This window comes from Gluconacetobacter brunescens, assembly GCF_048695475.1.
Taxonomy (GTDB): Bacteria; Pseudomonadota; Alphaproteobacteria; order Acetobacterales; family Acetobacteraceae; genus Gluconacetobacter.
This window is the reverse complement of the sequence record NZ_JBLHEN010000001.1, coordinates 2,211,917-2,235,779: the sequence shown is the minus strand read 5'-3', so window position 1 is coordinate 2,235,779 and position 23,863 is coordinate 2,211,917. Positions and strand designations below refer to the sequence as shown.

Below are 23,863 nucleotides of genomic sequence, written 5' to 3'. Positions count from 1 at the left end.
AGAACCAAAAAACTCTGATTCGTTCAGGAGTTTTTTTGCCGGGGCACGCGACGCCCCTGAACGAATAAAAGTCTTTTTGCTTCTTTTTCTTCAGAAAAAGAAGGCCTTAATCCTTCACGCGCTCGATCTGCGCCCCACACTGCGCCAGCTTCCGCTCCACAGCTTCATAGCCACGATCGAGGTGATAGACCCGGCTCAGAATGGTCTCGCCATGCGCCGCCAGCCCCGCGAGAATCAGCGAGAACGAGGCCCGCAGATCGGTCGCCATCACCGGCGCGCCCGACAGCGAATGCACGCCGCGAATGATGGCGGACGAGCCATGGACGTTGATGCGCGCGCCCATGCGGTTCAACTCGGGCACATGCATGAAGCGGTTTTCGAAGATGGTCTCGGTAACCATCGACGCCCCTTCGGCGACCGACAGCATGGCCATGAACTGGGCCTGCATGTCGGTGGGAAAGCCGGGATAGGGCTCGGTCATGATATCCACGCCGCGTAGCGCCCCGGTGCGGCGCACGCGCAGGGCGTCGTCCTCCTGGAACACTTCCACGCCGGCTTCCTCCAGCGTGCGGACCACCGCGCCCAGATGCTCGGCCCGGCCGCCGATCAGGCGCAGTTCGCCGCCGGTGATGGCGGCGGCGCAGGCATAGGTGCCGCATTCGATGCGGTCGGGCATCACGCTGTGCGTGGTGCCGTGCAGGGCTTCCACGCCCTCGATCGTCAGCGTGCCGGAGCCCGAGCCGGTGATGCGCGCGCCCATGCTGTTGAGGCAGGCGACAAGGTCGGCGATTTCCGGCTCGCGCGCCGCGTTGATGATCTCGGTGCGCCCGCGCGCCAGGCAGGAGGCCATCAGCAGGTTTTCGGTCGCGCCCACCGAGGCGAAGGGCAGGACGATGCGCTCGCCCACCAGCCCGCGCGGGGCGCGGGCGTTGATATAGCCGCCTTCCAGCGAGATCTCGGCGCCCAGCGCCTCCAGCCCCTTCAGGTGCATGTCCACCGGGCGGGTACCGATGGCGCAGCCGCCGGGCAGGGAAACACGGGCCTCGCCGCAGCGGGCCAGCAGCGGGCCGAGTACCAGGATCGAGGCGCGCATCTGCGACACGATGTCATAGGGCGCGACGGTATTGGTGATGCTGCCGCCGACGGCCAGCGTCCCGCCGTCGCCTTCGATATCCTCGACCGTGACGCCGTGCTGTTCCAGCAGGCGGCGCATAGTCGTGATGTCGGCGATGCGCGGCACGTTGCGCAGCACCAGCCGCTCCGACGTCAGCAGGCCGGCGACCAGCAGCTTCAGCGCCGCGTTCTTGGCGCCGCCGATGACGATGTCGCCGCGCAGCCGGTGGCCGCCGTGAATGATGAAACGGTCCATGGCGGGTGTCCTACATCCGGGGGGTGGCGACGCCGCGCTGGCCCATATATTTGCCCGCGCGATCGGCATAGCTGACCTCGCAGGGCGAGGCACCCTGGAAGAACAGGAACTGGCAGATGCCCTCATTGGCGTAGATGCGCGCCGGCAGCGGGGTGGTGTTGCTGATCTCGATCGTCACCTGGCCTTCCCATTCGGGCTCCAGCGGGGTGACGTTCACGATGATGCCGCAGCGGGCGTAGGTCGACTTGCCCAGGCAGACCACCAGCGTATCGCGGGGAATGCGAAAATATTCGACCGTGTGCGCCAGCGCGAAGCTGTTGGGCGGGATGATGCAGGTCGGCCCCGAGCGCGTGACGAAGCTGTTGGCCGCGAAATCCTTGGGGTCGACCAGGGCGTTGTCGACATCGGTGAAGATCTTGAATTCCTCGGCCACCCGCGCGTCATAGCCATAGGACGACAGGCCGTAGGAGATCACGCCCTCGCGCTTCTGCTGTTCCACGAAGGGTTCGATCATGCCGCCCTCCTGGGCCATGCGTCGAATCCAGCTATCGGGCATAATGGGCATGTGCGGTCCCTTGCGTCGCGTGGGGCGAATATCTTCTCGTATCTGCGCAGACCACTAGCGAAGGCCGGGCCCGACCGCAATCAACTCCCGCTTTTTGTCGTCTCTGCGGCGGGTGCGGGCGTCGTCTCGTCACCAATGGTATCGGCGCGGGCGCGGGATTGCTGCTTGCGGCGGCGCAGGTTGGCCCGCAGGGCCGCGGCCTCGCGCGCCAGGCGCTCCTGCCGCGCGATCTCGGCCTTCTGGACCTTGGTCAGGGGGGGAGGGGAGTCGGTCATGACAATAGCCCGTTTGCGGAAAGATCAGCGCTTGCGGCGGCTCGCCGCGAGAAAGACCAGGGATGCCGCCATCAGCAGCGCGCCGGCGATATCCAGCCCCAGGATGGGCCAGCCCCGGCCGAACAGCGGCCAGTGCCACTGCGCCTGCCCGAATTCCAGCAGGATGCTGGCACCGAAGCAGAACAGGGCGGCACTCTGGGCCCATGAAACCAGGCGCGGCGTGGGGGTCTTTTGCGGCGGATTGGCGCGGAACGGATCATTGGGCATCGGTATAAGGGGTCGCTTCCTGTAAAAGGGCCGGGTCCTCAAGCGTGTCTCCGGCGGGCTGGGCATTCTGCCAGGCGAACCATTCGGCCAGGCTGGACCCCAGGATTTCGTCATAGACCGCCAGCGTCGCGTGCTGCATGGCCTCGGTGGTGTAGTGGGCCAGCACATGGGCGCGGGCGGTGGTGCCCAATGCCATGGCCTCGTCCGGCGTCAGGCGCAGCATGGTGCCGATCGCCGCCGCCAGCGCGTCGGGGTCGCCGGGGGGTACCAAAAGGCCCGTCTGCCCGTCCACCACGGTTTCCATCGCCGCGCCATGCGCCGCCACCACGACCGGGCGGCCCATCGCCTGGGCCTCGACCACCACGCGGCCGAACGGCTCGGGCTCCAGCGAGGGCACCACCACCACGTCCGCCATCGCCAGCGCCGCCGGCATGTCGGCGCAATGGCCGGCGAAGAACACCCGCCCGCGCAGGGCCGGCCGGGCCTGCGCCATCTGTTTCAGGCTGTCGCCGAACCGGTCGCGCCGCCGGCCGGGGCCGACGAAGACGCAGGCCCAGGGGCGCTCGCCGCCGCCCTGGGCCTCCAGCCGGGTCAGGGCCTCCAGCAGCAGGGCCTGGCCTTTCCAGCGGGTCAGGCGGCCCGGCAGCATGATGATCGCGGCATCTTCGGGCAGGCCCCATTGATCGGCCAGCGCCTGGATGCGGGGGCCGCGTATCACGGCCGGGTCGAAGCGCGCCGTGTCGGCACCGCGCGGGATCACGCGCAGCCGGTCCGGCCCCACCCGATAATCGCGGGCCAGGCGCCGGGCGATGAAGGCGCTGATGGCGATCACCCGCTGGCCGGAGGCCATGACGGCGTTATAGCGGCGCTTGCCCGGCACATTCTCGCGATAGACACCATGCCAGGTGGTCACCAGCGGCACGCCGGTCAGCCGGCAGGCCAGCGCCGCCGACCAGCCCGGCGCGCGCGAGCGCGCATGGACCAGATGCACGCCGCGCGCGCGGATTTCCCGCGCCAGCCGGCGCGCGTTCAGCAGGATGGAAACCGGATTCTTGGCCCGCAGGTCCAGCGGAACATGGATGCCGCCGCTATAGGTCAGGCGCGGCAGCATGCGGCCGCCGGCGCAGGCCGCCAGCGCTACGCCCCCCGCCTGCGTGATGGCCTGCGCCATGTCGATCGTGCCCTGCTCGATCCCGCCGGCATCGAGCGCGGGCAGAACCTGAAGAATGACAGGGCGGGCGACAGGCATGTCCATAAAGGCCTGTCTAGCATGAATGAACCGGCCACGCATCGGCCGGCAACCGTCCCGCAATGCGATTGATCACGATTACGTGATATGTGATCGTGTAACATCGACATTCGGATCGGGGTTGGGTATAGAGATGGTCAAGGGGCCGAAGCGCCTCCAAGAAGATAGAAGAATAAGAAGAATCAAGAAGAAACGGAAACCTTCATGAAGAAGGGCGAGCGTTCGCTGCCGTCCCTTTTCCCGGTGCCGCCCTGTCCGTGACCGACCGCGTCGGATCCCGGGGGCGGTGCCGGGCTATCCCTGTTTTTTCTCCGCGCGCCTCCGGTCCGCCCCGCCGCACATGATGCGGGCGGGTGCTGTTTGCATCCGGGGCGTTCTGCATTATCCAGAGTCGATGAAGCGCGTTCTCGTGATCAAGCTTGGGGCGCTGGGCGACCTCGTCCTGGCCTTCGCGCCCTTCGCGGCCATCCGTGCCCGCTATCCCGACGCCGACATCACCCTCCTGACCACCGCGCCCTTCGCGGCGCTGATGGAATCCGCCCCGTGGTTCGACCATGTGGTTGTGGATTCCCGGCCCGCCTGGCGGGACCTGCGCGGCCTGATGCGGCTGCGTGGGCAGATGGCGGGCTTCGACGCGGTGTACGACCTCCAGACCTCCGGCCGTTCCTCGCGCTATTTCCGTCTGGCCGGGCGCCCGCGCTGGTCGGGCATCGCGGCCGGTGCCTGCTGGCCGCACGACAACCCACAGCGCGATTTCATGCACACCCGTGCCCGCCAGCGCGACCAGTTGCGCCGGGCCGGCATCGACCATGTGCCTGACCCCGACCTGTCCTGGCTCGCCGATGGCGGCCCGGTGCTGCCGGGGCCTTATGCGCTTCTGGTGCCGGGGGCCGCACCGCATCGGCCCGCCAAGCGCTGGCCCGCCGAACGGTTCGGCGCGCTGGCGCGCCTGCTGGCGGCACGCGGGCTCACGCCGGTCATCGTCGGCACGGCGGCCGAGGCCGACCTGGCGGCAACCATTCGCGCCGCCTGCCCCGAGGCGGCGGATCTGACCGGCCGCACCAGCCTGCGCGACCTCGCGGGCCTTGCCGCCCGCGCCACGCTGGCGGTGGGCAACGATACCGGGCCGATGCACCTGGCCGCCGCCATGGGCTGCCCCTCCACCGTGCTGTTCTCGCGCGACAGCGACCCGGCCCGCACCGCGCCGCAGGGCCGCACGCCGGGGCAGGTTCGGGTGCTGCGGGTTGACGATCTGGCGCTTCTGGGTGTGGAGAGGGTTGCGGCCTCGGTCGCCTGACGCCATTACAGGCTCTTCCTGTTTATCGGAGCATCGACATCATGCCTGCCATCACCCTGCCTGACGGATCCGTTCGCCATTTCGACGGGCCGGTGACGGGCACGACGGTGGCGGCGTCCATCGGGCCCGGCCTGGCCCGTGCCGCCCTGGCGATGGTAGTCGACGGCAAGGAAATGGACCTGTCGCGCGAGATCGCGCACGACGCCTCGGTGCGCTTCATCACCCGCAAGGACGATGCGGCGCTGGAGATGATCCGCCACGACGCCGCCCATGTGCTGGCCGAGGCGGTGCAGTCGCTGTGGCCGGGCACCCAGGTCACCATCGGCCCGTCGATCGAAAACGGCTTCTATTACGATTTCTATCGCAACGAGCCCTTCTCGCCCGAGGATTTCGCGGCCATCGAGGCCCGCATGCGCGAGATCATAGCGGCCAACGCCCCCTTCGAGCGCGAGGAATGGCCCCGCGAGGAGGCGATCCGCTTCTTCGAGAACAAGGGCGAGCGCTTCAAGGCCGAGCTGATCCGCGACCTGCCGGAGAGCGAGACGATCTCGATCTACCGCCAGGGCGATTGGCTGGATCTGTGCCGTGGCCCGCATATGCGCGGCACCGGCGATATCGGCAACGCCTTCAAGCTGATGAAGGTGGCCGGCGCCTACTGGCGCGGCGATCATCGCAACCCGATGCTGACCCGTATCTACGGCACCGCCTGGCGCGACCAGAAGGAACTGGACGCCCACCTGCACCGGCTGGAGGAAGCCGAGCGGCGCGACCATCGCCGCATCGGCCGCGAGATGGACCTGTTCCATATCCAGGAAGAGGCCGTGGGCTCGATCTTCTGGCACGCGAAGGGCTGGCGGATCTACACCGCGCTGCAGGACTATATGCGCCGCGCCCAGATCCGGGGCGGGTACGAGGAAGTCCGCACCCCGCAGCTCGTCGACCGCGCGCTGTGGGAGGCCTCGGGCCACTGGGACAAATATCGCGAGCATATGTTCATCGCGACCGTCGAGGACGAGGACAAGACCCTCGCCCTCAAGCCGATGAACTGCCCGTGCCACGTGCAGATCTTCCGCCACGGCCTGCGCTCGTACCGCGAGCTGCCGCTGCGCATGGCCGAATTCGGCGCCTGCCATCGCTACGAGCCCTCGGGGGCGCTGCACGGCATCATGCGCGTGCGCTCCTTCACGCAGGACGACGCGCACATCTTCTGCACCGACGACCAGATCGCCGCCGAGACCGCGCGCTTCGTGCGCATGCTGGCCGAAGTCTATGCCGATCTGGGCTTCGAGAGCTTCCGCGTGAAGTTCGCCGACCGCCCGGAGCAGCGCGCCGGCACCGACGAGACCTGGGACAAGGCCGAGGGCGCGCTGATCGAGGCCTGCCGCCTGGCCGGCGTGGAGTATGAATACAACCCCGGCGAAGGCGCCTTCTACGGCCCGAAGCTGGAGTTCGTGCTGCGCGACGCCATCGGCCGCGACTGGCAGTGCGGCACCTTGCAGGTCGATTACGTGCTGCCCGAGCGGCTGGATGCCAGCTATGTCGGCGAGGACAGCGCCCGCCATCGCCCGGTGATGCTGCACCGGGCCATCCTGGGCTCGTTCGAGCGCTTCCTGGGCATCCTGATCGAGCAATATGCCGGCCGGTTCCCGCTGTGGCTGGCGCCGGTGCAGGTGGTGGTGGCCTCGATCGTCACCGATGCCGCGCCCTATGCCGACCAGGTGGCCGCCGAACTGCGCGCGGCGGGCCTGGTGGTCGAGACCGACACGCGCAGCGACAAGATCAACGCCAAGATCCGCGAGCACAGCCTGGCGCGGGTGCCGGTGATCCTGGTCGTGGGCCGCAAGGAGGCCGAGGAAGGCACGGTGGCCATGCGCCGCCTCGGCGGCGCGGCCCAGGAAGTCCTGTCGCTCGACGCGGCGGTGGATGCCCTGGCGGAGGAAGCCCTCCCCCCCGACCTGCGCCGCAAAGCCTGATTGTAAATGCGCGCTGGTGGCGATCCGGCGCGCGTTTCCTGTGCTTCGCGGCGGGCGGCCATCAAGGCCGCTCCGCTCCGATGCTCGGAAACACACGACGGGCGCGGCCCTGAAGGGCCGCTCTCGCTCACGAGCCCCCATTTCCAATCAGGCTTTCGGGCCTGACCGGTGATGAATGCGCGGCGCTGATGGCGATCCGGCACGGTCCTTGGGACCGCTCTCACAGAATCGTTTTTTGTCCCGATTGGCCCGTGACCTGCTGTATTCAGGGGGCGATCGCGGTGCATCTGCTGCCGGTGCATGGCTGAATCGAACGGCCATGCGACGAGAATGCTTGATCTGGATAGCCTGTTTGGGTCAATAACGGCCAGTCCGGAAAGCCATCGCGCCGTTCCGGCCCTATAGCTGGAACAGGCCCCGGGGATGGATACCGCCCGGGGCGCGCGGGATGCGGTCACGCTTCATCCCGCAGACGCGGGCGCGGCAGGCGAACGCGCCGGTCCTGGCGGGCTCGGGCGACAGAGGCTCCGGACATGAAGACAAATACAGGAGCCGACCATAGCCAGACCTCCGATGCCCACTCCGCCTAACCGCGAGGGCCCCCGTGTCAATGAGGAAATCCGCGTTCCGCAGGTGCGTCTGATCGACGCGGAAGGCGAGATGCTCGGCGTCATGCCCACGCGCGATGCCCTGGCACGGGCTTATGCCGTTGGCCTCGATCTGCTGGAAATCAGCCCGAACGCCGAACCGCCGGTCGCCAAGATCCTCGACTACGGCAAGTTCAAGTACGAGCAGCAGAAGAAGCGGAACGAGGCCCGCAAGAAGCAGAAGGTCATCGAGATCAAGGAGGTCAAGGTCCGGCCGAATATCGATGAGAACGACTATCAGGTGAAGATGCGCGCCATGAAGTCGTTCATCGGCGAGGGCGACAAGGTCAAGGTAACGCTGCGTTTCCGTGGCCGCGAGATGGCCCATCAGGACCTCGGCATCAAGGTGCTGGAACGCATCCGCACCGAGATGGACGAACAGGCGAAGGTCGAGCAGATGCCCAAGCTCGAAAACCGCCAGATGATCATGGTGCTCTCGCCCCGCTGAGCGGGACGACACTCTGACCAAGGAAAAAGGCCCGGACGCTCCGTCCGGGCCTTTTTTTATGGCGCGTCGGCGTCCGGGGGCCGTCTCCACTGGGGCCGCATGGCACCCGCCCCGCCCTTCCTGGCCCGGACCACGGCGGTATCCAGCGCCGAGAGGAAGGTCGAGCGATCGGCACGGGTAAACCCGCGCCCACCCTGCATGATCGCCCCGGTGGAGCGCAGATCCTCCATCAGGTTGCGCATCGCCAGCGCCATGCCGATCGCGTCCGCGTCCAGGATGCGTCCGCGCGGGTCCAGCACGCAGGCCCCGCTCGCCACGCATCGCGCCGCCAGCGGAATATCGGCCGAGATCACGATATCCCGCGCGCCGGCCTGCTCGGCGATCCAGTCGTCGGCGACATCCATCCCCTGGGTCACCACCACCCGCTCGATCAGCGGAGAGGACGGAATCGCGATCAGCCGGTTCGACACCACGAACGTCTGCAGCCCATGGCGCTGTGCCACGCGATAGGTCTCGTCGCGGACGGGGCAGGCGTCGGCGTCGATGAAGATCCGGGTCAGAACGACCCCCTCACGGCGTGAGCACGAACGTGGCCGACGCGGTGGCCGACACATCCTGCTGCTCGGCCGGCGCGCCGGGTGCCACGGGTGCCGAGGCGGCGCGGGCCATCATCATCATCGGCATCGGGCGCGGCATGCCCCGGTCGGAGAGCGTGATCGAGCGGATCGAGGTGATCTTCATTCCCAGCACCTTGGCGGCGGCGTCGGCGCGCTGCCGCACATCGGTCAGGGCGGCGGCCTCGGCCTGGCGCATCAGGCTCTGGCGCAGGTCGGCCGACAGCGACCAGTCGAGGCCGCTCAGGGCCAGCCCCTTCGCCTGAAGCTGGCCCACCAGCGTCAGCAGCGCCGCGCCGTCGGCGCCCGTCAGGCGGATGGTCTGGCGGGCGGTCCAGGCCGGGGCCTTGCCGCCCTCGTTATGATCGGCCGAATAATTCTCGGTCACGGTCGTGAAGCTGCCGGCCTTGCCGGCGTCGATGGCCGCGTTGGCCAGGCTGTTCACGCGCTCCTGTGCCGCCGCCGCGCTGGCGGCGCTGGCCTCGGCGAACAGGATGGCGGTCAACTGGTCGGGTGCGGCATGGACGGTGCCGGTGCCCGACAGGGTCAGCGCGGTGCCGGTCGCGGCGTGGCGGGGGAGCATTTCCGGCATGCCCGGCCCCTGGTCGGGCGGCATGTCCTGGGCGGAGGCGGCGAACGGCACGAGGATCGCGGCGGTCAGGGCGCAGGCCCCAAGGGCGTGGCGGCGGAACGCGGTCATGAATGCGTATCTTCCTTCAGCGCCATCAGGGCGCGGCGCAGTTGAACGATTCCCGAACGGACTTTCCCTTCATGGCACAGATGCGTGCCCTGGGCGCGCAGATCGTCGACATCGTGCCGCAGGGGCGGCCCATAGGCGTCGATGGCGGCGGCCAGTCGGTTGCAGAAGGCGCGGCTGTCGCTGGTGACGACGACCGGATGCGGATGGTCGGGCTCGGCTGGTTCGTGGGCACTTGCCGCCATCGATGCCGCCATGTCCGGCGGGGGGGCCTGGCCGCACAGGCAGAGGCTCATGACCGCCAGTGCCGTGATCGCAAGGGGCTGTGAATTCATGGATTCGAGCCTAGGGTTCGTCATGTGTCACCCTCATGGGGCGATCGTGAAGTCTCCGTTACCCGGGCCAGGGCCGGGGCCGGGCCGGGGGTGGGGGCGGCGGCCCGCCGGGGCAGGCGGCCGGTCCGGGGGGCTTCGCGCGGCACCGGCATCACCATCCGCACCGCCAGCCCCGGCTGGCGCGGATACAGGCGCAGCGTGCCGCCATGCAACTGCACGATCGCCTGCACCAGCGACAGGCCCAGCCCGGCACCCGGCGTGTTGCGCGCGGCTTCGGCGCGGAAGAAGCGTTCCGAGGCCCGGGCAAGGTCGGCCTCGTTCATGCCGATCCCCTCGTCGGTAACGGCGATCGAGACCACGTCGCGGGTCGGCGTGGCCAGGGCCAGGCCGGGCAGGGCGGGGCCCAGGGCGGCGGCCAGGGTCACCGTGCCGCCTTCGGGCGAGAATTTGATGGCATTGTCCAGCAGGTTGGCCACCGCCTGCTGCATCATCGCCCGGTCGCCGTAAAAGGGCACGCTGGGCGGCAGGCGCAGCACCAGATGGATCTGGCGTTCCTCGGCCACGGCTTCGTACAGGTCGCCGATATCGGCCAGCAGCGGCACAAGGTCGAACGGCGCGAAGGCCGACCGGCGGGACCCGGCCTCGATCTGCGCGATGCGCAGCAGGGCCTCGAACACCGACGTGACATTGTCCAGGTCGCCCACCGCGCGTTCCACGGCCGCGCGCAGCTCCCCGGTGTCGCGGGCATGCAGGGCGGCATCCTCAAGCTGGGTGCGGGCGCGGGTAATGGGCGTGCGCAGATCGTGGGCAATGGCGTTGGAGACCTGCCGCACGCCGTCCATCAGCCGCACGATGCGGTCCAGCATCTCGTTGATCGCCTCGGCCACCTGGTCCAGCTCGTCGCCATTGCCGACCAGCGGCATGCGGCGGGAGAGGTCGCCATGCGCGATGGCCTGCGTGGTCTGCGCCACCGACTTGATCATGCGGCGGAACATGCTGTGGACCAGCGCGGCGCCGCTGATCGCCAGCAGCGTGACCATCATCCACGCCCACAGCAGCGAATCCGTCAGCAGCCGGCGCAGCACCGCGCGGGCGCGCACGTCGCGCCCCACCAGCAGGCGGAAGCCGCCAGGCAGGTTGAAGGCATGGATCTGCGCCGTGTCGCGCATGCCCGCGCGCGTGACTTCCAGCGAATACCACCGGTCGCTGCGCACCACCTGTGTCGGCCATTCCGACAGGTTGCCGGCCAGGCGATGGCCGGTCGGGTCCACCATCAGGTAGATCGCGTCGTCATCCAGGTTCTGTTCCAGCCGGTCATCGATCGTGAGCGCCAGCGTCGGCAGCCCGCCTTCGGTCCAGCGCTGGCTCAGGGCCCGCGCGTCGGCATTGATCGCGGTTTCCACCTGCCGTTCCAGAAAGCCGATGGTGCCCCACCAGATGAACGACATGAACAGGATCGACGACAGGGCGAACAGCAGCCCGTAGCCCAGCGAGAAGCGCAGGCCCGCCGAACGCGGCAGCCGGAACCGCCGCCGCCGCTCTCCGCCCGGAAATGTCTGCCCCGTGGATGACATGACGGGTCGCGCGACCCCGCCCCTAGCGCCCGGCCGTCCGGGGCCGGAGCAATCCGGAGCGTGCGGCGGTCTTCAGGGCGGCGGGGTGGCGTGGGGCGTGGGCGTGCATGGGGCCTTGTCCTGCTTCAGTCCGCGCGCAGCATGTAGCCGGCATTGCGGATGGTATGGATCAGCGGCGAATCGAAGGGCTTGTCCACCTTCTGGCGCAGGCGCGAGACATGGACGTCGATCACGTTGGTCTGCGGGTCGAAATGATAGTCCCACACGCCTTCCAGCAGCATGGTGCGGGTCACGACCTGGCCGGCATGGCGCATCAGATATTCCAGCAGCCTGAATTCGCGCGGCTGGAGGTCGATCCGCTGGCCGGCACGCCGCACGCTGCGCGACAGCAGGTCGATTTCCAGGTCCGCCACGTTCAGGCGCGTCTGGGGCGCATTCTCGTTGCGGCCGCGCCGCGACAGCGCCTCAACCCGCGCCAGCAGTTCGCTGAAGGCGAAGGGCTTGGTCACGTAGTCGTCGCCGCCCGCCTTCAGGCCCTGCACCCGGTCGTCCACATCGGCCAGCGCCGACAGCAGCAGCACCGGGGTGGTGTTGTTCTGCGCGCGGATGGTCTCCAGCAGCCGCAGCCCGTCGATGCCGCCCGGCAGCATGCGGTCCAGGATGATCAGGTCGAAATTCTCGCTGACCGCCAGGAACAGCCCGTCCTTGCCGTTATCCACCGGCTCGACCAGGTGCCCGGCCTCGCGCAGGCCCTTGGCGACGAAATTGCGTACGGTCGGATCATCCTCGACGACCAGGATATGCATGTCGGTCCCGCTCCGCTCTGGCTTCGCATCGGCACGGTCGAAGCATGCTTCTCCGCACCAAACGAAGACCTTACCCGCCCTGCCGGGGGCTGGCCAGTGCGACGGAGGTTGCTAGTCGTCCATGTCCGCCGGCCGGTGGGCGACGATCACGGGCACCGTCAGTTCGGTGCCGCGCCGGCTGATGCGCACCTGCACGGTCGATCCGGGACGTTCCGCCGCCACCGCGCGGATCAGGGTGCGCGCGCTGTCCACCGGTTCCTCGCCCACGGTCAGCACGATGTCGCCGGTCCGCAGCTTCGCCTTCGCCGCCGGGCCGCCCCGGTCGATATCGGTGATGCGCACGCCGGCATGGCCCTCGCCATCGGCCAGCGTCACGCCCAGCCAGCCGCGATCGATATGCCCGCTGCGGCGCAGTTCGGCGACGATGGGGGCCACGATTTCCGAGGGAATGCCGAAGCCGATGCCCACCGAGCCGCCGGTGGGCGAGACGATGGCGGTATTCAGCGCCACCACCTGCCCGCCGAGATTGAAGGACGGCCCGCCCGAATTGCCCGGATTGATCGGGGCGTCGAGCTGCAGGAAATCGTCGAACGGGCTGGCGCCGATATCGCGCCCGCGCGCCGAGACGATGCCCGCCGTGACCGACGAGCCGAGCCCGAACGGGTTGCCCGCCGCCATGACCCAGTCGCCCACATTCACCTGCCGGCTGTCGCCCCAGGTGACGAAGGGCAGCGGATGCGGTGCCTGGATGGTGATCACCGCGATATCGGTCAAATCGTCGCTGCCCACCAGCCGGGCCGGATATTCGGTCCCGTCGGAGAGCGAGACGGTGATGCGGTCGGCCTCGCCCACCACATGGGTATTGGTCACGATCACGCCGGTGGGGTCGATGATGAAGCCCGAGCCGGCGCCCAGCATTTCCTCGCCGCGCGAACGCATCCGGTCGCGGAACCGGTGCTCGAAGGGCGTGCCCTTCACCCCCGGCGGCACCGGCTGATGCCTGCCCGGATTATCCGCGTCCTGCGTCACGGCGATATTGACCACCGCCGGCACCACCTTGCGCACCAGCGGCGCGAAGGTCAGCGGCCCGGAGGTCACGATCGCCGGCACCGGCGGCGCGAACAGCGCCGTATCGTCGGCCCGCGCGCAGCCGCCCCACGGGCACAGCACCAGCGCGGCGGCAAGCGCGGACGGGGCGAGAAACAGGAGCCTGACGGAAAATGTAGGCTGGCTTGCCGTCCGCCGCATGGGCTGGAAATCCTGGTCAGGGCGCATGGTCGGCGCGTTGCAAGATCACTACGTTATATCAGGATGGCGCTGCCGTCATGTCCGCGCGGGCCGTCGCGATCCGGTCGATGGCGCGGCCTCGGCCGGGTTCTCGGGCCAGTCATGCCGTGGGTAGCGGCCGCGCATGTCGCGGCGCATGTCCGCCCAGCCGCCGGTCCAGAACCCCGCGAGGTCCGCCGTGATGGCCTGCGGCCGTCCGGCGGGCGAAAGCAGCGCGATCTGCAATTTCACATGCCCGTCGGCCAGGCGCGGCGTCGCGCGCAGCCCGTAGAAGGTCTGCGCCCGCGCCGAGGCCGTGGGCACCGGCTGGGTATAGTCGATCGGCACCCGCCCGCCGGGCAGGTCCAGCGCCGTGGGCAGGGAACGGTCCAGCCAGGTCAGGTGCCGGTGGTCCAGCCGCGCCCGCAGCATGGCCAGCACGTCCAGCGCCGCAACTTCCGACAGGCGGCTCAGCCCGCCCAGCCACGGGGCCAGCCAGGTCGCGGCTTCTCCCGCCAGCGCGGCGTCGGACAGGTCGGGCAGGTCCTCCTGCCCCGGCAGGGCACGGGCCAGCATCACGCGGGCCTGGAACTGCCGCGCCGCCGGCGTCCAGCCCAGCGTGGTCTCCAGCCGGTCGGCCACCTGGCGCAGCAGCAGGTCCGCCACCTCGTCGGCCGCCGCCACCACCGTGCGGTCGCGCAGCACCAGCGCCCCCAGCCGCAGGCGGCGCCGCGCCAGCACCGCGCCGGTCACCGGGTCCAGCGTCGTTTCCACCTGCTCGGTGGCGCGGCGGCGGATGGTCTCGGGCAGATTGTCCGGGTCCAGCTTCGCGGCTAGCCGGATCTCCGCCGCCGTGCGCACATGCAATGTCGCCACCGCCAGCAGGCCGGAATCCGCCAGCCGGTCCGCACGCCCCAGCTTCGCCCCGCCGCCGCCCGACAGGCGGAAACTGCCGGCTTCCCCCCGCCGCTGGGCAATACGGTCGGGGAAGGCGGCAGCCAGCAGCGCCGCCGCATCGCCCTGGGCGGCGACCGTGCCGCGCAGCCCCAGCCGGCGGCGATACTGGTTCGCCGCCTGACGAATGCGCGCCAGCGCGCCGCGATCGGCATCCGGGTGGTCGCCGCCGGCAATCAGCTCCAGCCGCAGGGCGATATCGGCGGGCGGCACGGCGGGGGCGCCCCCTCTGCCGCCCGGCGCGGGCCGGGCGCGCAGCGGGTCGCGCTCCTCCAGCAGGGCGGCCAGGTCGGCGGCCAGCGCGGCCTCGTTCGCATCGCGCGCCGACAGCATCATCGCCGCCAGACGCGGGTGCGCACCCAGCGCCGCCATCCGCTCGCCTTCGGGGGTGACGCGCGCATCGTCATCCATCGCCCCCAGCGCGGCCAGCAGGGCGCGCGCGGCCTCGAACGCGCCGTTGGGCGGGGCGTCGGGCAGGGGCAACTGCTCGGGCGGCGTGCCCATGGCGGCCTGCCAGGCGGCGGTGTCCAGCCGCAGGCCGGTCAGCTCGGCATCCAGGATCTCCGGCCGGTCATGCGGGGCCATGCCGCGCCCGGTGGCCTCGCTCCACAGGCGGATGCCCACCCCCGGCGCCTCGCGCCCAGCGCGGCCGGCGCGCTGGGTGGCGGCGGCGCGCGAGATCCGCACCGTGTCCAGCCGCGTCAGGCCGGTGCCGGGGTCCAGGCGCGGACTGCGCCGCCACCCGCCATCCACCACCACCCGCACGCCCGGCACGGTCAGCGAGGTCTCGGCGATCGAGGTCGCCAGGATCACCCGCCGTCCGGTCCCCGGCCGGGGGCGTAGCACGCGGTCCTGCTCGCCCGGCGGCATCTCGCCATACAGCGGCAATATCTCGGCCGGCGCGCCCGCCAGCGCCGTCTGGGTGCGGCGGATCTCCCCCACGCCGGGCAGGAAGGCCAGGATATCGCCCTCATGCTCGGCCAGCGCGGCGCGGATCGCCCGCGCCATGGCATCGGGCAGTTCGCGCAGATGGGTGATGTCGCGCGGCGCATGATGGATGGTGACCGGAAAGGCCCGCCCGGCGCTCTCGATCAGGTTGGCGCCCATCAGCGCGGACAGGGCGGCCCCATCCATGGTGGCCGACATCGCCACCAGCCGCAGGTCGGGCCGCAGGCTGCGCTGGGTATCCAGGCAGAAGGCCAGCGCCGCGTCGGCGTCCAGCGAGCGTTCGTGGATTTCGTCCAGGATCACGCAGGCCACGCCGTCCAGCGTCGGGTCGGACAGCAGGCGCCGCACCATCAGCCCCTCGGTCACCACCTCGATCCGTGTGCGGTTCGAAACAGCGGATTCCAGCCGGGTGCGATACCCCACCAGCCCGCCGGCGTCCTCGCCGATCAGCGCCGCCATGCGCTGTGCCGCCGCGCGGGCCGCCAGCCGGCGCGGCTCCAGCATCACGATCCGCCCGTCGCCGCGCCAGGGCGCATCCAGCAGCGCCAGCGGTACGGTGGTGGTCTTGCCCGCGCCCGGCGGGGCCACCAGCACGGCCGAGGGGGTTTCCATCAGGCTGGCGCACAGGTCGGGCAGGATCGCGCTCACCGGCAGTTCGGCCGGAATCGAAACCCTGGGATGGGCGGGACTTTGCAGGGCGGGGTCGAATTCCATATCCTGCTTATGCGTCCATGGCCTGGAACCGGCAATCCACCGGCTTGCCCCGCCGTTCCGCCATTCGCCCTTCCTGATTTTCCGGAGCCTCCGTTCTTGATCCTGTCCCGGTCCCTGTCCGCGTTCGCGGCGCCCCGCCAATCCCGGTCGTCCCTGTCCGGTTCGCTGCTGTCGTGGCTGGTGCCGATGCTGGTCGTCCTGTCCCTGGCCCCCGCCACCCACGCCCTGGCGGCGGAAAGCGCCGCGCAGACCAGCGAGCGCGATATCGCCACCCTGGTAACCGATACCGACCATTACCGCCCCGGCACGAAGCTGCATGTCGGCCTGCGGCTGCGGCTGAAGCCCGGCTGGCACACCTACTGGATCAATCCCGGCGACGCGGGCGAGGCCCCGACCCTCGCGGTGCAGGCCAGCGGCGGCGCCACCGGCACTTCGGGCACCATCGCGTGGCCGGCGCCGGAGCGCCTGCCCGACGGGCCGCTGATGTCCTACGGCTATACCGGCGACGTGCTGCTGCCGGCCGAATTACAGCCCTCGGGCGGCGGCGACGCGCCGATGGTGCTGAAGGCGACCGCCGAGTGGCTGGTCTGCGCCTCGGTCTGCGTGCCCGAGCAGGGAACATTTACCCTCACCCTGCCGGCCGGCGAGCCCGCGCCCTCCGCCGAGGCGCCCCAGTTCGCCCGCGCGGCCCAGGCACGCCCCATGGAGTCGCCCTTCGCCGCCACGATCACGCCGGACGGGACATTGAGCCTGACGGGCGAGGGCCTGACCCAGGCCGCCGTGCGCGAGGCCTGGTTCATACCCACCACCACCGGCGCCATCGACCAGGACGCCGCCCAGCCCCTGAAGATCGCGGACGGCACGCTGACCCTGGCGCTGAAGCCCGGCGACGCCTTCCATGCCGCCCCGACGCTGGATGGCGTGCTGGTGCTGAAGGACCCGGCGGGCGAGACGCGCGCGCTGTCGATCGCCGCCCGCCCCGGCCCGGCGACGGCCGCCCCGGCCCCAGCCATATCCCCGGCCGCTCCCGCCGTGGCGGCGGCCCTGCCCGCGCCGGGCGGCGCCGCGAGCGGCCCGCGCATGCTGCTGCTGGCCTTCGCGGGCGGGCTGATCCTGAACCTGATGCCCTGCGTGTTCCCGGTCCTGATGATGAAGGCGATGGCGCTGACCCGCCTGGCCGGCGCGCATACCATGGCCCGCCTGGCCGGGGCCGGGGCCTATGCCGCCGGCGTGGTCGGGGCGTTCATGGTGCTGGGCGGCATCATGCTGACGCTGCGCGCGGCCGGGGCGGTGGCCGGCTGGGGCTTCCAGTTCCAGTCCGCCGCCTTCGTCGCCGCCGTGTGCTGGCTGCTGTTCGCGGTGTCGCTCAACCTGCTGGGCGTGTTCGGCATGGGCAACGGCGTTGCGGCGCTGGGCGGCGCCGGGGTCACGCGCGGTGGCTATCTGGGCGACGCGATGACCGGCGTGCTGGCCGTGCTGGTGGCCACGCCCTGCACCGCGCCGTTCATGGGGGCCGCGATCGCGGGCGCGCTCACGGCGCCGGCCTGGGTGGCGATGGCGGTGTTCATCGCCATGGGCGCCGGGCTGGCCGCGCCCTATCTGGTCCTCGCCGGCGTGCCCGCGCTGGCGCGCTACCTGCCGCGCCCCGGCGCGTGGATGGATATCCTGCGCCAGGGTCTGGCCTTCCCGATCCTGGCCACCTGCGTATGGCTGATGTGGGTGCTGGCGTTGCAGGCCGGCGCGACCGCGATCGCGGTGCTGGGCGCCGGGCTGGTGCTGGTCGGGCTGGCGGCATGGCTGACCGGGCTGGCCCAGGGCATGGTCATGCGCGACGGGCCGGTGCGGCAGATCCGCCTGTGCCGCGCCCTGGCCCTGATGGCGCTGGCGGTGGCAATGGCCATGCTGCCCGGCCTGCGCGGGGGCGGCGCCAGCGCCGATGCCGGCCTGGTCGCGTCCGGCCCCGCCGGCATCGAGGCGTTTTCGCCCGCGCGACTGGCGGCGCTCCAGGCGCAGGGGCGGCCGGTCTTCGTCGACATGACGGCAGCGTGGTGCATCTCGTGCCTGGTGAACGAACGGGTCGCGCTTTCATCCGCCCCCGTGCAGGCGGCCTTCCGCGCACGGCATGTGGTCTACATGAAAGGCGACTGGACCAATCGTGACGCCACGATCAGCGCGTTTCTGGAGGCGCATGGAAGGGCGGGCGTGCCGTTCTACGTCTATTATCCGCCGGGGAACGCGCAGGCGAAGGTCCTGCCGCAGATCCTGACCAGCGGGTTGGTGCTGGATGCGCTGAAAGGATAAGGGGCCCGGGGGCGGATCGTCTCCGCCCCCGCCCTTATCCCGCCGCCATTCGTCGGCTCAGTAGCCGCTGCTGCTGTCGGGCGTGCCGGTCGCCGTGCCCGTGGGTGTGGCTGTTCCGGTGGCTGTTCCAGTGGCCGTTCCGGGCGGCAGCGTCAGGTAGCCGGGCTGCGGCGACTTCACGCGCGGAGCCAGGGCGGCGCTGTCGGGTGCCGGGCCGCCGGTCGGGAAAATCGCGTTCGGCTCGCTGGGCACCACGGCCGGTGCCGGGGCAACAGGCGCGGCGGGCACCGGCGCGGCTGCGGCCGATGCCGCCGTGGCGGCCGCCGCGACAGGCGCAGTCGCCACCGGAACCGCCGCCGGGTCGGGTGTGCCGGGCACGCCGAGCTGCTGCTGCTGGATCGCGCTCGGCGACGTGCCGGCGGTATCGACCAGCCAGTCCGCCAGATGATGCCGGATCTGGAATTCCAGTTCGACATTCATGTCCTTCATCATCTGCGACGTGATCGCGTAGAGATTGGCCGGTGAATCCGCGTTGCCGTCGCTGTCCGATGCGGTCGAGCCGAAGGTGCGCCGGACATGCGCCTCGGCATAGCCCGCATGCTGGCCGTTGGGGCTGGAGACGTCGAGATGGACATCCATCTGCCCTTCCAGCGTGCCGCCCGGCTGATGCAGGATCGAGGCCCGATCGATGGTGAAGACGGCGCCGCCGGTGTTGCCGGCCGCCATCAGCCGGTCGGTCGCCATCTGGCGCAGCGCCTGGTCGGGCGGCGTGGGCGCGCGCCCCGAAATATCGCCCGGCACCGTGCCCGGCTGCCCGTTATCGGCAATATTGATCGTCGCCACATTCAGGCGGAGCATCGGCAGGTAGTCGTAGCGCAGCGGCGCGAAATTCGGCGGCGGCCCGTCGCTGCACGCCGCGAGCGGCAGGAGCGGACAGGCGAGCAGAAGCAGCATGGGCAACCGGGCAGCCCGGCGGGACGGACGCATGAAGGGGTTCTCCGACGGTGGGGTCGATACGGGACGTCGCGAGAAAACTGCCGTTCCGTGTCCGCCCGGTCAATCCGCTACGGGCCGCCCACTTCCTCGCGGCCGAAACGGAAGCTGATATTGCAGAACGCGCAATGCATGCTGATGGTGCCGTCCTCGGCCATATGGTCCAGATCCTCGCGGCCGAAGGTCTCGAGGATGCCCGACAGCCGCGCCCGGCTGCACCGGCAGCCGAAGGCCAGCGCGCGCGGCCGGTCGGCGCAGACATCCTCGGCATGGAACAGGCGATAGAGCAGCGCCTCGGACGACAGGTCGTCGTCCAGCAGTTCCGCATCGGTCACCGTCGCCGCCAGCGTCACGGCGGTGGACCACATCTCGTCCTCGTCGCCTTCCGGCGGCGTTGCCGCCGCGATGCCGCCTTCGGTCGCGATACGTTCCAGGATCAGGGCGGAAGCGCGCCAGCCGGCATCGGTATGCGCGCAGGCCAGCCGCACCCAGCAGGCATGCTGTTCGCTGGTCTCGAAATAATGGGTGGCCATTTCCGACAGCGAGGCACCGGTAATCGCCACGATCCCCTGGTGCAGGTCGGTATCCGGCCCCTGGTCGACGGTAAAGGCCAGATAGCCGCTGCCCAGCAGCCGGCCCGCGTCGGCATCCGGGTCGCCCGCCGCCAGCGCGCCTATCGCGTCATCGTCGGAATGGGCGTGGAAGCGCAGCGCGCCGGCATGGGTGCAGTCCGCCACCAGCAGCGAGACCGGGCCGTCCCCCTTGGCCTGGAGCGAGAACGAGCCCTGGAATTTCAGCGCAGAGGCCAGGCCGCCGACCAGCGCCAGCGCCTCGCCCGCCAGACGCAGCACGATGCCGGGGTTGTCGTGCCGGCTCAGCAGCGCATCCGCCAGCGCCCCCAGCCGCACCAGCCGCCCGCGCACGGGCCGCCCGGCCAGATAGAACGGCGTCACGCCCTGGGGAATCACCAGGTCGGGCACATCCGGCCGATGGGCATCGAGAAAGGCGGGGGTATCGATCATGCTGGTGTCCGGTTGCGGTGGCGCGGTCTGGCCGAGATCGACACGCGCGTTAGGGCCTCTTGGGCGATTGCCGTCTATCGAGACTTATAGGGGATGCCTGATCGAACGTGCCACCGGCAATGTCGGCATGGCAACCGGCATGGCGTCCTTGTTATGCGCATCTGCAATGCGCATAATCGTCCGGTTGCAAGGAGCCATCCCATGGCGCATTCGCCCGATATCCGGCGTGCCACCAATGTCACGTTGCCAGCCCATCTGCTGACCGAGGCGCGCGCCCTGGGCCTCAATATTTCCCAGGCGTGCGAGCAGGGCCTCCTCGCCGCGCTCGCGGCGCGCCGTCGCGAGAACTGGCTGGCGAAGAACGCCGGCGCGATCGAATCCTGGAACGGCCATGTCGAGGCGAACGGCCTGCCGCTTGCCGCCTATCGCGCCTTCTGATGGCGCGTCTGGATGTCTACCCGATGCCCGGCGAAGGGCGCACGGGTTATGTGGTCGACGTCCAGGCGGAACTCCTGTCCGGGCTGGCGACCCGGATGGTCGTTCCCCTCATGCCGGTCTCCGACGCCCCGCCGCCGATCAGCGAGCTGAATCCCGTCATCGAGATCGGCAAACTGCCGCATGTCCTGCTGACGCAGGCGCTGGCCAGCATCCCGGTGTCGGAACTCCGCCGGCCCGTGTGCTCCATCGACGGGCATCACGATGCCATCACCCGCGCACTGGACATGCTGTTCGTCGGCTTCTGACGCGCCGTTGCGTGTCGCACCGGCCGCCTTGTGGCGCGGGCTCCTGCGAAGAACTGTTTGCTAAATGCGGGCGCTGATTTCGGCTTCCAGGGCTTCCAGCCGGATTTCGAAGGCGCGCAACGCCTCGGGCCCGATCTTCTCCCGGGTGGCCAGGGCCTTCAGCAGCGCCTGCCGGCAGCGGTCATGCGCCGCGTCCAGGTCTTCGGTCCGGGGCGCGGTCGCCAGGCAGTCCAGATAGGCATTGCGCAGCACCATCACGCCCGGCCCCGAACAGGGCAGGGTGGCGAAGGCGGCCTCGACGCTGCCTTCCACCCAGCCGGGGGCGGACGGCACATCCTCGGTGGTCGTCGGGTGGGCGGGCGTCTCGGCCGGTCCTGTCATCGCGACGGTTCCTCTTCTCCGTAATCCTGCCAGTGCTCGCCGCCCAGCGTCCAGACCAGCAGGCCCTTCTGCGCGTGCAGGCGGTTCTCGGCTTCGTCGAACACCACCGAACGGGGGCCTTCGAACACCTCCTCGGTCACTTCCTCGCCGATATGGGCCGGCAGGCAGTGCATGAACAGGGCGTCGGGGGCGGCCAGTGCCATCAGCCCGGCCGTCACCCGGTACGGGTCGAAGGCCAGCAGGCGCTGGGCGGACTCGCTGTCGGACATGCTGACCCAGGTATCGGTCACCACGCAGTCCGCTCCGGCAACGGCCTCGCGCGGGTCGGTGGTCAGGGTGATGTCGGCACCGCCCTGCCGGGCCCAGTCCACGGTCTCGGCCGGCGGGGCATGGCCATCCGGCGAGGCGAGGCGCAGGCGGAAACCGAACAGCCGCGCCGCCTCGATGAAGGAGGTGGCGACATTGTTGCCATCCCCGATCCAGGCGATCGTGCGGCCGGCGATCGGCCCGCGATGTTCCTCGAACGTCATGATGTCGGCGAGGATCTGCACCGGATGCGAATGCGGCGTCAGGCCGTTGATCACCGGCACGCTCGACCAGTGCGCCAGTTCGCGCAGCGCCGCCGCGTTGCCGGTGCGCAGCACGATGGCATCGACGAAGCGCGACAGCACGCGGGCGGTATCGGCGATCGTCTCGCCCCGCCCCAGTTGCATGTCGGCCGGCGAGAGCAGGATCACCTCGCCGCCCAACTGGCGCATCCCGACCTCGAAGGAGACACGGGTGCGGGTGGAGGGCTTGGAGAGCATCAGCCCCAGCGTGCGGCCCAGCAGCGGCAGGCGCGGATGCAGCGGGCGCGCCCGCCCATGCTGCATCTGCTTGATGCGGCTGCCCACGTCCAGAATGGCGCGCAGGGTCGCGCCGTCGAAATCGCGCAGTTCCAGGAAATGGCGCGGCGCGGCGCGCGTGGCGGGGGCGGCGGACAGGGCGTTCATGCCGCGGTCTCCGCATTCTGCGCCACGGCCGCCTGATGGGCCCGTAGGCGCAGCGCGGCGCGGCGCAGCCGGCGGCCGGCCTCGGCGCAATCTTCCTCGGTCAGCACCAGCGGCGGCACCAGGCGCAGCACGTTGTCGCCGGCGGTAACGGTCAATACGCCCTCATGCATCGCCGCATCCTGCATCAGCGCGACGGGGGCGATGCAGCGCAGGCCCAGCATCAGGCCGATGCCGCGCCACTGGGCGAACAGGTCGGGGAATTCACCGGCCAGCGAATCCAGCACCTCGGCCAGTTGCGTGCCGCGCGTCTGCACCTGGTTCAGAAAGCCGGGGGCCAGCAGCACGTCCAGCACCACGTTCGCCGCCGCGCAGGCCAGCGGCCCGCCGCCGAAGGTGGTGCCGTGCGAGCCCGCGGTCAGATATTTCGCCACCGCCTCGGTGGCCAGGATGGCCCCCATGGGAAAGCCGCCGGCAATGCCCTTGGCGGTCGAGAGCACGTCGGGCGTCACCCCCGACCATTCATGGGCGAACAGCCGGCCGGTGCGGCCCATGCCGCTCTGCACTTCATCCATGCCCAGGAACAGGCCGAATTCGTCACAGGCGGCGCGCAGTTCCTGCATGAAGCGCGGATCGGCGATGTTGACGCCGCTTTCGCCCTGCACCGGCTCGATCATGATGCCGGCGGTCTCGGGCGTGATCGCGGCGCGCACGGCGTTCATGTTGTTCATCGGCACATGGTCGAACCCTTCGACCACGGGGCCGAACCCGTCGAGATATTTCGGGTTGCCGGTGGCCGACAGCATCGCCAGCGTGCGGCCATGGAAGGCGCCGTTGAAGCAGATGATCCGCGTGCGCTCCGGATGGCCGCCATGGGCCTGCGCGCGGCGGATCATCTTGACCATGCCCTCGTTCGCCTCGGCGCCCGAATTGCAGAAGAACACGCTGTCGGCAAAGCTGGCGGCGACCAGCCGCGCGGCCAGCCGCTCGGCCTGCGGCACGCGGTACAGGTTCGACACATGCATCACCCGCGCTGCCTGCTGGGCGATGGCCGAGACCAGTTGCGGATGGTCATGCCCCAGCGACGAGGTTGCGATCCCCGCCCCCAGATCGAGGAATCGTCGCCCGTCCACCGCGTACAGCCAGGAGCCTTGGCCCCGCTCGAAAGCGAGATCGGCACGGTTGTAGGTGGGCATCAGGGCGGGGATCATGGAGGTCGGAACCTTATCGTTTCGTTGTCCGGCTTCGTCGGATATCGGTGTGGTTGGCCATATGGAACGCGAAATGGCCCACGCGCCGCGGCGGGTGGGCCATTTCGCCTCCACCCGCATGATGTGGGCGGGCGTGGCATCAAGTCAAATTCTCTGTGGCCCGCCGGCCGCGTAACGGCCATGCGGCAGGCGGGCCGGCAGGGATCTTGGAGCCTGACCTGAAAT

The 23,863-nt window shown here is 70.0% G+C and carries 23 protein-coding genes; 6 read left to right on the top strand and 17 right to left on the bottom strand.

Annotated features, from left to right (window positions below; all coding sequences use genetic code 11):
- Positions 1-106: 106 nt before the first annotated feature.
- The 5 genes from murA to ACMAUO_RS09900 form a co-directional block, all read right to left on the bottom strand.
- Positions 107-1,369: a UDP-N-acetylglucosamine 1-carboxyvinyltransferase gene (murA, locus tag ACMAUO_RS09920; RefSeq protein WP_420356735.1), complete on the bottom strand. Its 1,263-nt coding sequence runs from the start codon at positions 1,367-1,369 to the stop codon at positions 107-109.
- 10 nt (positions 1,370-1,379) lie between these two features.
- Complete coding sequence (dcd, locus tag ACMAUO_RS09915; protein WP_420356734.1) at positions 1,380-1,934, bottom strand: dCTP deaminase; 555 nt, start codon at positions 1,932-1,934, stop codon at positions 1,380-1,382.
- Between the two features lie 80 nt (positions 1,935-2,014).
- Positions 2,015-2,209 (bottom strand): hypothetical protein, encoded by a 195-nt coding sequence (locus tag ACMAUO_RS09910; protein WP_420356733.1) that lies wholly within the window; start codon positions 2,207-2,209, stop codon positions 2,015-2,017.
- A gap of 24 nt (positions 2,210-2,233) precedes the next feature.
- Positions 2,234-2,476, bottom strand: coding sequence for a hypothetical protein (locus ACMAUO_RS09905; RefSeq protein WP_420356732.1), 243 nt, complete (start codon positions 2,474-2,476; stop codon positions 2,234-2,236).
- Positions 2,466-3,731 (bottom strand): glycosyltransferase family 4 protein, encoded by a 1,266-nt coding sequence (locus ACMAUO_RS09900; protein ID WP_420356731.1) that lies wholly within the window; start codon positions 3,729-3,731, stop codon positions 2,466-2,468. Before ACMAUO_RS09900 ends, ACMAUO_RS09905 begins: the two co-directional genes overlap by 11 nt.
- A gap of 388 nt (positions 3,732-4,119) precedes the next feature.
- On the opposite strand from ACMAUO_RS09900, the gene ACMAUO_RS09895 reads away from it, so the two are divergent.
- From ACMAUO_RS09895 to infC, 3 genes are all read left to right on the top strand, one after another.
- Positions 4,120-5,022 (top strand): glycosyltransferase family 9 protein, encoded by a 903-nt coding sequence (locus ACMAUO_RS09895; RefSeq protein ID WP_420356730.1) that lies wholly within the window; start codon positions 4,120-4,122, stop codon positions 5,020-5,022.
- 41 nt (positions 5,023-5,063) lie between these two features.
- Positions 5,064-6,995, top strand: a complete 1,932-nt coding sequence (gene thrS, locus ACMAUO_RS09890; protein ID WP_420356729.1) for a threonine--tRNA ligase — start codon at positions 5,064-5,066, stop codon at positions 6,993-6,995.
- A gap of 573 nt (positions 6,996-7,568) precedes the next feature.
- On the top strand, positions 7,569-8,090 hold the full coding sequence (infC, locus tag ACMAUO_RS09885; protein WP_114725527.1) for a translation initiation factor IF-3: 522 nt from the start codon (positions 7,569-7,571) through the stop codon (positions 8,088-8,090).
- Positions 8,091-8,146: 56 nt separating this feature from the next.
- Here the strand turns inward: infC and ACMAUO_RS09880 are convergent, their stop codons facing one another.
- From ACMAUO_RS09880 to hrpB, 7 genes are all read right to left on the bottom strand, one after another.
- Entirely contained in the window at positions 8,147-8,650 is a 504-nt protein-coding gene (locus ACMAUO_RS09880) for a YaiI/YqxD family protein (protein ID WP_420357253.1), read from the bottom strand.
- Positions 8,651-8,660: 10 nt separating this feature from the next.
- Entirely contained in the window at positions 8,661-9,404 is a 744-nt protein-coding gene (locus tag ACMAUO_RS09875; protein ID WP_420356728.1) for an SIMPL domain-containing protein, read from the bottom strand.
- The gene (locus ACMAUO_RS09870; RefSeq protein WP_420356727.1) at positions 9,401-9,736 is read right to left on the bottom strand and encodes a hypothetical protein; all 336 of its coding nucleotides are present in this window, start codon (positions 9,734-9,736) and stop codon (positions 9,401-9,403) included. The genes ACMAUO_RS09875 and ACMAUO_RS09870 overlap by 4 nt, the downstream gene beginning before the upstream one ends.
- A gap of 20 nt (positions 9,737-9,756) precedes the next feature.
- A complete protein-coding gene (locus ACMAUO_RS09865) occupies positions 9,757-11,310 on the bottom strand; it encodes a sensor histidine kinase (RefSeq protein WP_420356726.1) in 1,554 nt (517 codons plus the stop codon).
- Between the two features lie 125 nt (positions 11,311-11,435).
- Entirely contained in the window at positions 11,436-12,116 is a 681-nt protein-coding gene (locus tag ACMAUO_RS09860; RefSeq protein ID WP_420356725.1) for a winged helix-turn-helix domain-containing protein, read from the bottom strand.
- A gap of 111 nt (positions 12,117-12,227) precedes the next feature.
- Positions 12,228-13,364, bottom strand: a complete 1,137-nt coding sequence (locus ACMAUO_RS09855) for a S1C family serine protease (RefSeq protein ID WP_420356724.1) — start codon at positions 13,362-13,364, stop codon at positions 12,228-12,230.
- A gap of 75 nt (positions 13,365-13,439) precedes the next feature.
- Positions 13,440-15,998 carry an ATP-dependent helicase HrpB gene (gene hrpB / locus ACMAUO_RS09850; protein WP_420356723.1) on the bottom strand — a complete coding sequence of 853 codons (2,559 nt, stop codon included), beginning with the start codon at positions 15,996-15,998 and terminating at the stop codon, positions 13,440-13,442.
- A 186-nt stretch (positions 15,999-16,184) separates the two neighbouring features.
- Here hrpB and ACMAUO_RS09845 point away from each other — a divergent pair, with 186 nt between their 5' ends.
- The gene (locus ACMAUO_RS09845) at positions 16,185-18,299 is read left to right on the top strand and encodes a protein-disulfide reductase DsbD family protein (protein ID WP_420357252.1); all 2,115 of its coding nucleotides are present in this window, start codon (positions 16,185-16,187) and stop codon (positions 18,297-18,299) included.
- Positions 18,300-18,356: 57 nt separating this feature from the next.
- Here ACMAUO_RS09845 and ACMAUO_RS09840 read toward each other — a convergent pair whose 3' ends face one another.
- Both ACMAUO_RS09840 and hslO read right to left on the bottom strand, forming a co-directional pair.
- The gene (locus ACMAUO_RS09840) at positions 18,357-19,286 is read right to left on the bottom strand and encodes a hypothetical protein (protein ID WP_420356722.1); all 930 of its coding nucleotides are present in this window, start codon (positions 19,284-19,286) and stop codon (positions 18,357-18,359) included.
- A gap of 77 nt (positions 19,287-19,363) precedes the next feature.
- Complete coding sequence (gene hslO / locus ACMAUO_RS09835; RefSeq protein ID WP_420356721.1) at positions 19,364-20,314, bottom strand: Hsp33 family molecular chaperone HslO; 951 nt, start codon at positions 20,312-20,314, stop codon at positions 19,364-19,366.
- A 201-nt stretch (positions 20,315-20,515) separates the two neighbouring features.
- Between hslO and ACMAUO_RS09830 the strand changes: the two genes are divergently transcribed.
- Positions 20,516-20,752, top strand: coding sequence for a type II toxin-antitoxin system CcdA family antitoxin (locus ACMAUO_RS09830; protein WP_420356720.1), 237 nt, complete (start codon positions 20,516-20,518; stop codon positions 20,750-20,752).
- Positions 20,752-21,057: a CcdB family protein gene (locus tag ACMAUO_RS09825; RefSeq protein ID WP_420356719.1), complete on the top strand. Its 306-nt coding sequence runs from the start codon at positions 20,752-20,754 to the stop codon at positions 21,055-21,057. The genes ACMAUO_RS09830 and ACMAUO_RS09825 overlap by 1 nt, the downstream gene beginning before the upstream one ends.
- 60 nt (positions 21,058-21,117) lie before the next feature.
- On the opposite strand, the gene ACMAUO_RS09820 is transcribed toward ACMAUO_RS09825, so the two are convergent.
- The 3 genes from ACMAUO_RS09820 to ACMAUO_RS09810 are packed head-to-tail and all read right to left on the bottom strand — an operon-like array spanning position 21,118 to position 23,638.
- Entirely contained in the window at positions 21,118-21,438 is a 321-nt protein-coding gene (locus tag ACMAUO_RS09820) for a hypothetical protein (RefSeq protein ID WP_420356718.1), read from the bottom strand.
- Positions 21,435-22,430, bottom strand: a complete 996-nt coding sequence (argF, locus tag ACMAUO_RS09815) for an ornithine carbamoyltransferase (protein ID WP_420356717.1) — start codon at positions 22,428-22,430, stop codon at positions 21,435-21,437. The genes ACMAUO_RS09820 and argF overlap by 4 nt, the downstream gene beginning before the upstream one ends.
- Positions 22,427-23,638, bottom strand: a complete 1,212-nt coding sequence (locus ACMAUO_RS09810; protein WP_420356716.1) for an aspartate aminotransferase family protein — start codon at positions 23,636-23,638, stop codon at positions 22,427-22,429. The genes argF and ACMAUO_RS09810 overlap by 4 nt, the downstream gene beginning before the upstream one ends.
- Positions 23,639-23,863 lie beyond the last annotated feature (225 nt).

What these genes read in the sequence shown, in the direction of transcription:
- murA (WP_420356735.1), bottom strand. Translation starts at nt 1,369, where the DNA reads ATGGACCGTTTCATCATTCACGGCGGCCACCGGCTGCGCGGCGACATC.
- dcd (WP_420356734.1), bottom strand. Translation starts at nt 1,934, where the DNA reads ATGCCCATTATGCCCGATAGCTGGATTCGACGCATGGCCCAGGAGGGC.
- ACMAUO_RS09910 (WP_420356733.1), bottom strand. Translation starts at nt 2,209, where the DNA reads ATGACCGACTCCCCTCCCCCCCTGACCAAGGTCCAGAAGGCCGAGATC.
- ACMAUO_RS09905 (WP_420356732.1), bottom strand. Translation starts at nt 2,476, where the DNA reads ATGCCCAATGATCCGTTCCGCGCCAATCCGCCGCAAAAGACCCCCACG.
- ACMAUO_RS09900 (WP_420356731.1), bottom strand. Translation starts at nt 3,731, where the DNA reads ATGGACATGCCTGTCGCCCGCCCTGTCATTCTTCAGGTTCTGCCCGCG.
- ACMAUO_RS09895 (WP_420356730.1), top strand. Translation starts at nt 4,120, where the DNA reads ATGAAGCGCGTTCTCGTGATCAAGCTTGGGGCGCTGGGCGACCTCGTC.
- thrS (WP_420356729.1), top strand. Translation starts at nt 5,064, where the DNA reads ATGCCTGCCATCACCCTGCCTGACGGATCCGTTCGCCATTTCGACGGG.
- infC (WP_114725527.1), top strand. Translation starts at nt 7,569, where the DNA reads ATGCCCACTCCGCCTAACCGCGAGGGCCCCCGTGTCAATGAGGAAATC.
- ACMAUO_RS09875 (WP_420356728.1), bottom strand. Translation starts at nt 9,404, where the DNA reads ATGACCGCGTTCCGCCGCCACGCCCTTGGGGCCTGCGCCCTGACCGCC.
- ACMAUO_RS09870 (WP_420356727.1), bottom strand. Translation starts at nt 9,736, where the DNA reads ATGAATTCACAGCCCCTTGCGATCACGGCACTGGCGGTCATGAGCCTC.
- ACMAUO_RS09865 (WP_420356726.1), bottom strand. Translation starts at nt 11,310, where the DNA reads ATGTCATCCACGGGGCAGACATTTCCGGGCGGAGAGCGGCGGCGGCGG.
- ACMAUO_RS09860 (WP_420356725.1), bottom strand. Translation starts at nt 12,116, where the DNA reads ATGCATATCCTGGTCGTCGAGGATGATCCGACCGTACGCAATTTCGTC.
- ACMAUO_RS09855 (WP_420356724.1), bottom strand. Translation starts at nt 13,364, where the DNA reads ATGCGGCGGACGGCAAGCCAGCCTACATTTTCCGTCAGGCTCCTGTTT.
- hrpB (WP_420356723.1), bottom strand. Translation starts at nt 15,998, where the DNA reads ATGGAATTCGACCCCGCCCTGCAAAGTCCCGCCCATCCCAGGGTTTCG.
- ACMAUO_RS09845 (WP_420357252.1), top strand. Translation starts at nt 16,185, where the DNA reads ATGCTGGTCGTCCTGTCCCTGGCCCCCGCCACCCACGCCCTGGCGGCG.
- ACMAUO_RS09840 (WP_420356722.1), bottom strand. Translation starts at nt 19,286, where the DNA reads ATGCGTCCGTCCCGCCGGGCTGCCCGGTTGCCCATGCTGCTTCTGCTC.
- hslO (WP_420356721.1), bottom strand. Translation starts at nt 20,314, where the DNA reads ATGATCGATACCCCCGCCTTTCTCGATGCCCATCGGCCGGATGTGCCC.
- ACMAUO_RS09830 (WP_420356720.1), top strand. Translation starts at nt 20,516, where the DNA reads ATGGCGCATTCGCCCGATATCCGGCGTGCCACCAATGTCACGTTGCCA.
- ACMAUO_RS09825 (WP_420356719.1), top strand. Translation starts at nt 20,752, where the DNA reads ATGGCGCGTCTGGATGTCTACCCGATGCCCGGCGAAGGGCGCACGGGT.
- ACMAUO_RS09820 (WP_420356718.1), bottom strand. Translation starts at nt 21,438, where the DNA reads ATGACAGGACCGGCCGAGACGCCCGCCCACCCGACGACCACCGAGGAT.
- argF (WP_420356717.1), bottom strand. Translation starts at nt 22,430, where the DNA reads ATGAACGCCCTGTCCGCCGCCCCCGCCACGCGCGCCGCGCCGCGCCAT.
- ACMAUO_RS09810 (WP_420356716.1), bottom strand. Translation starts at nt 23,638, where the DNA reads ATGATCCCCGCCCTGATGCCCACCTACAACCGTGCCGATCTCGCTTTC.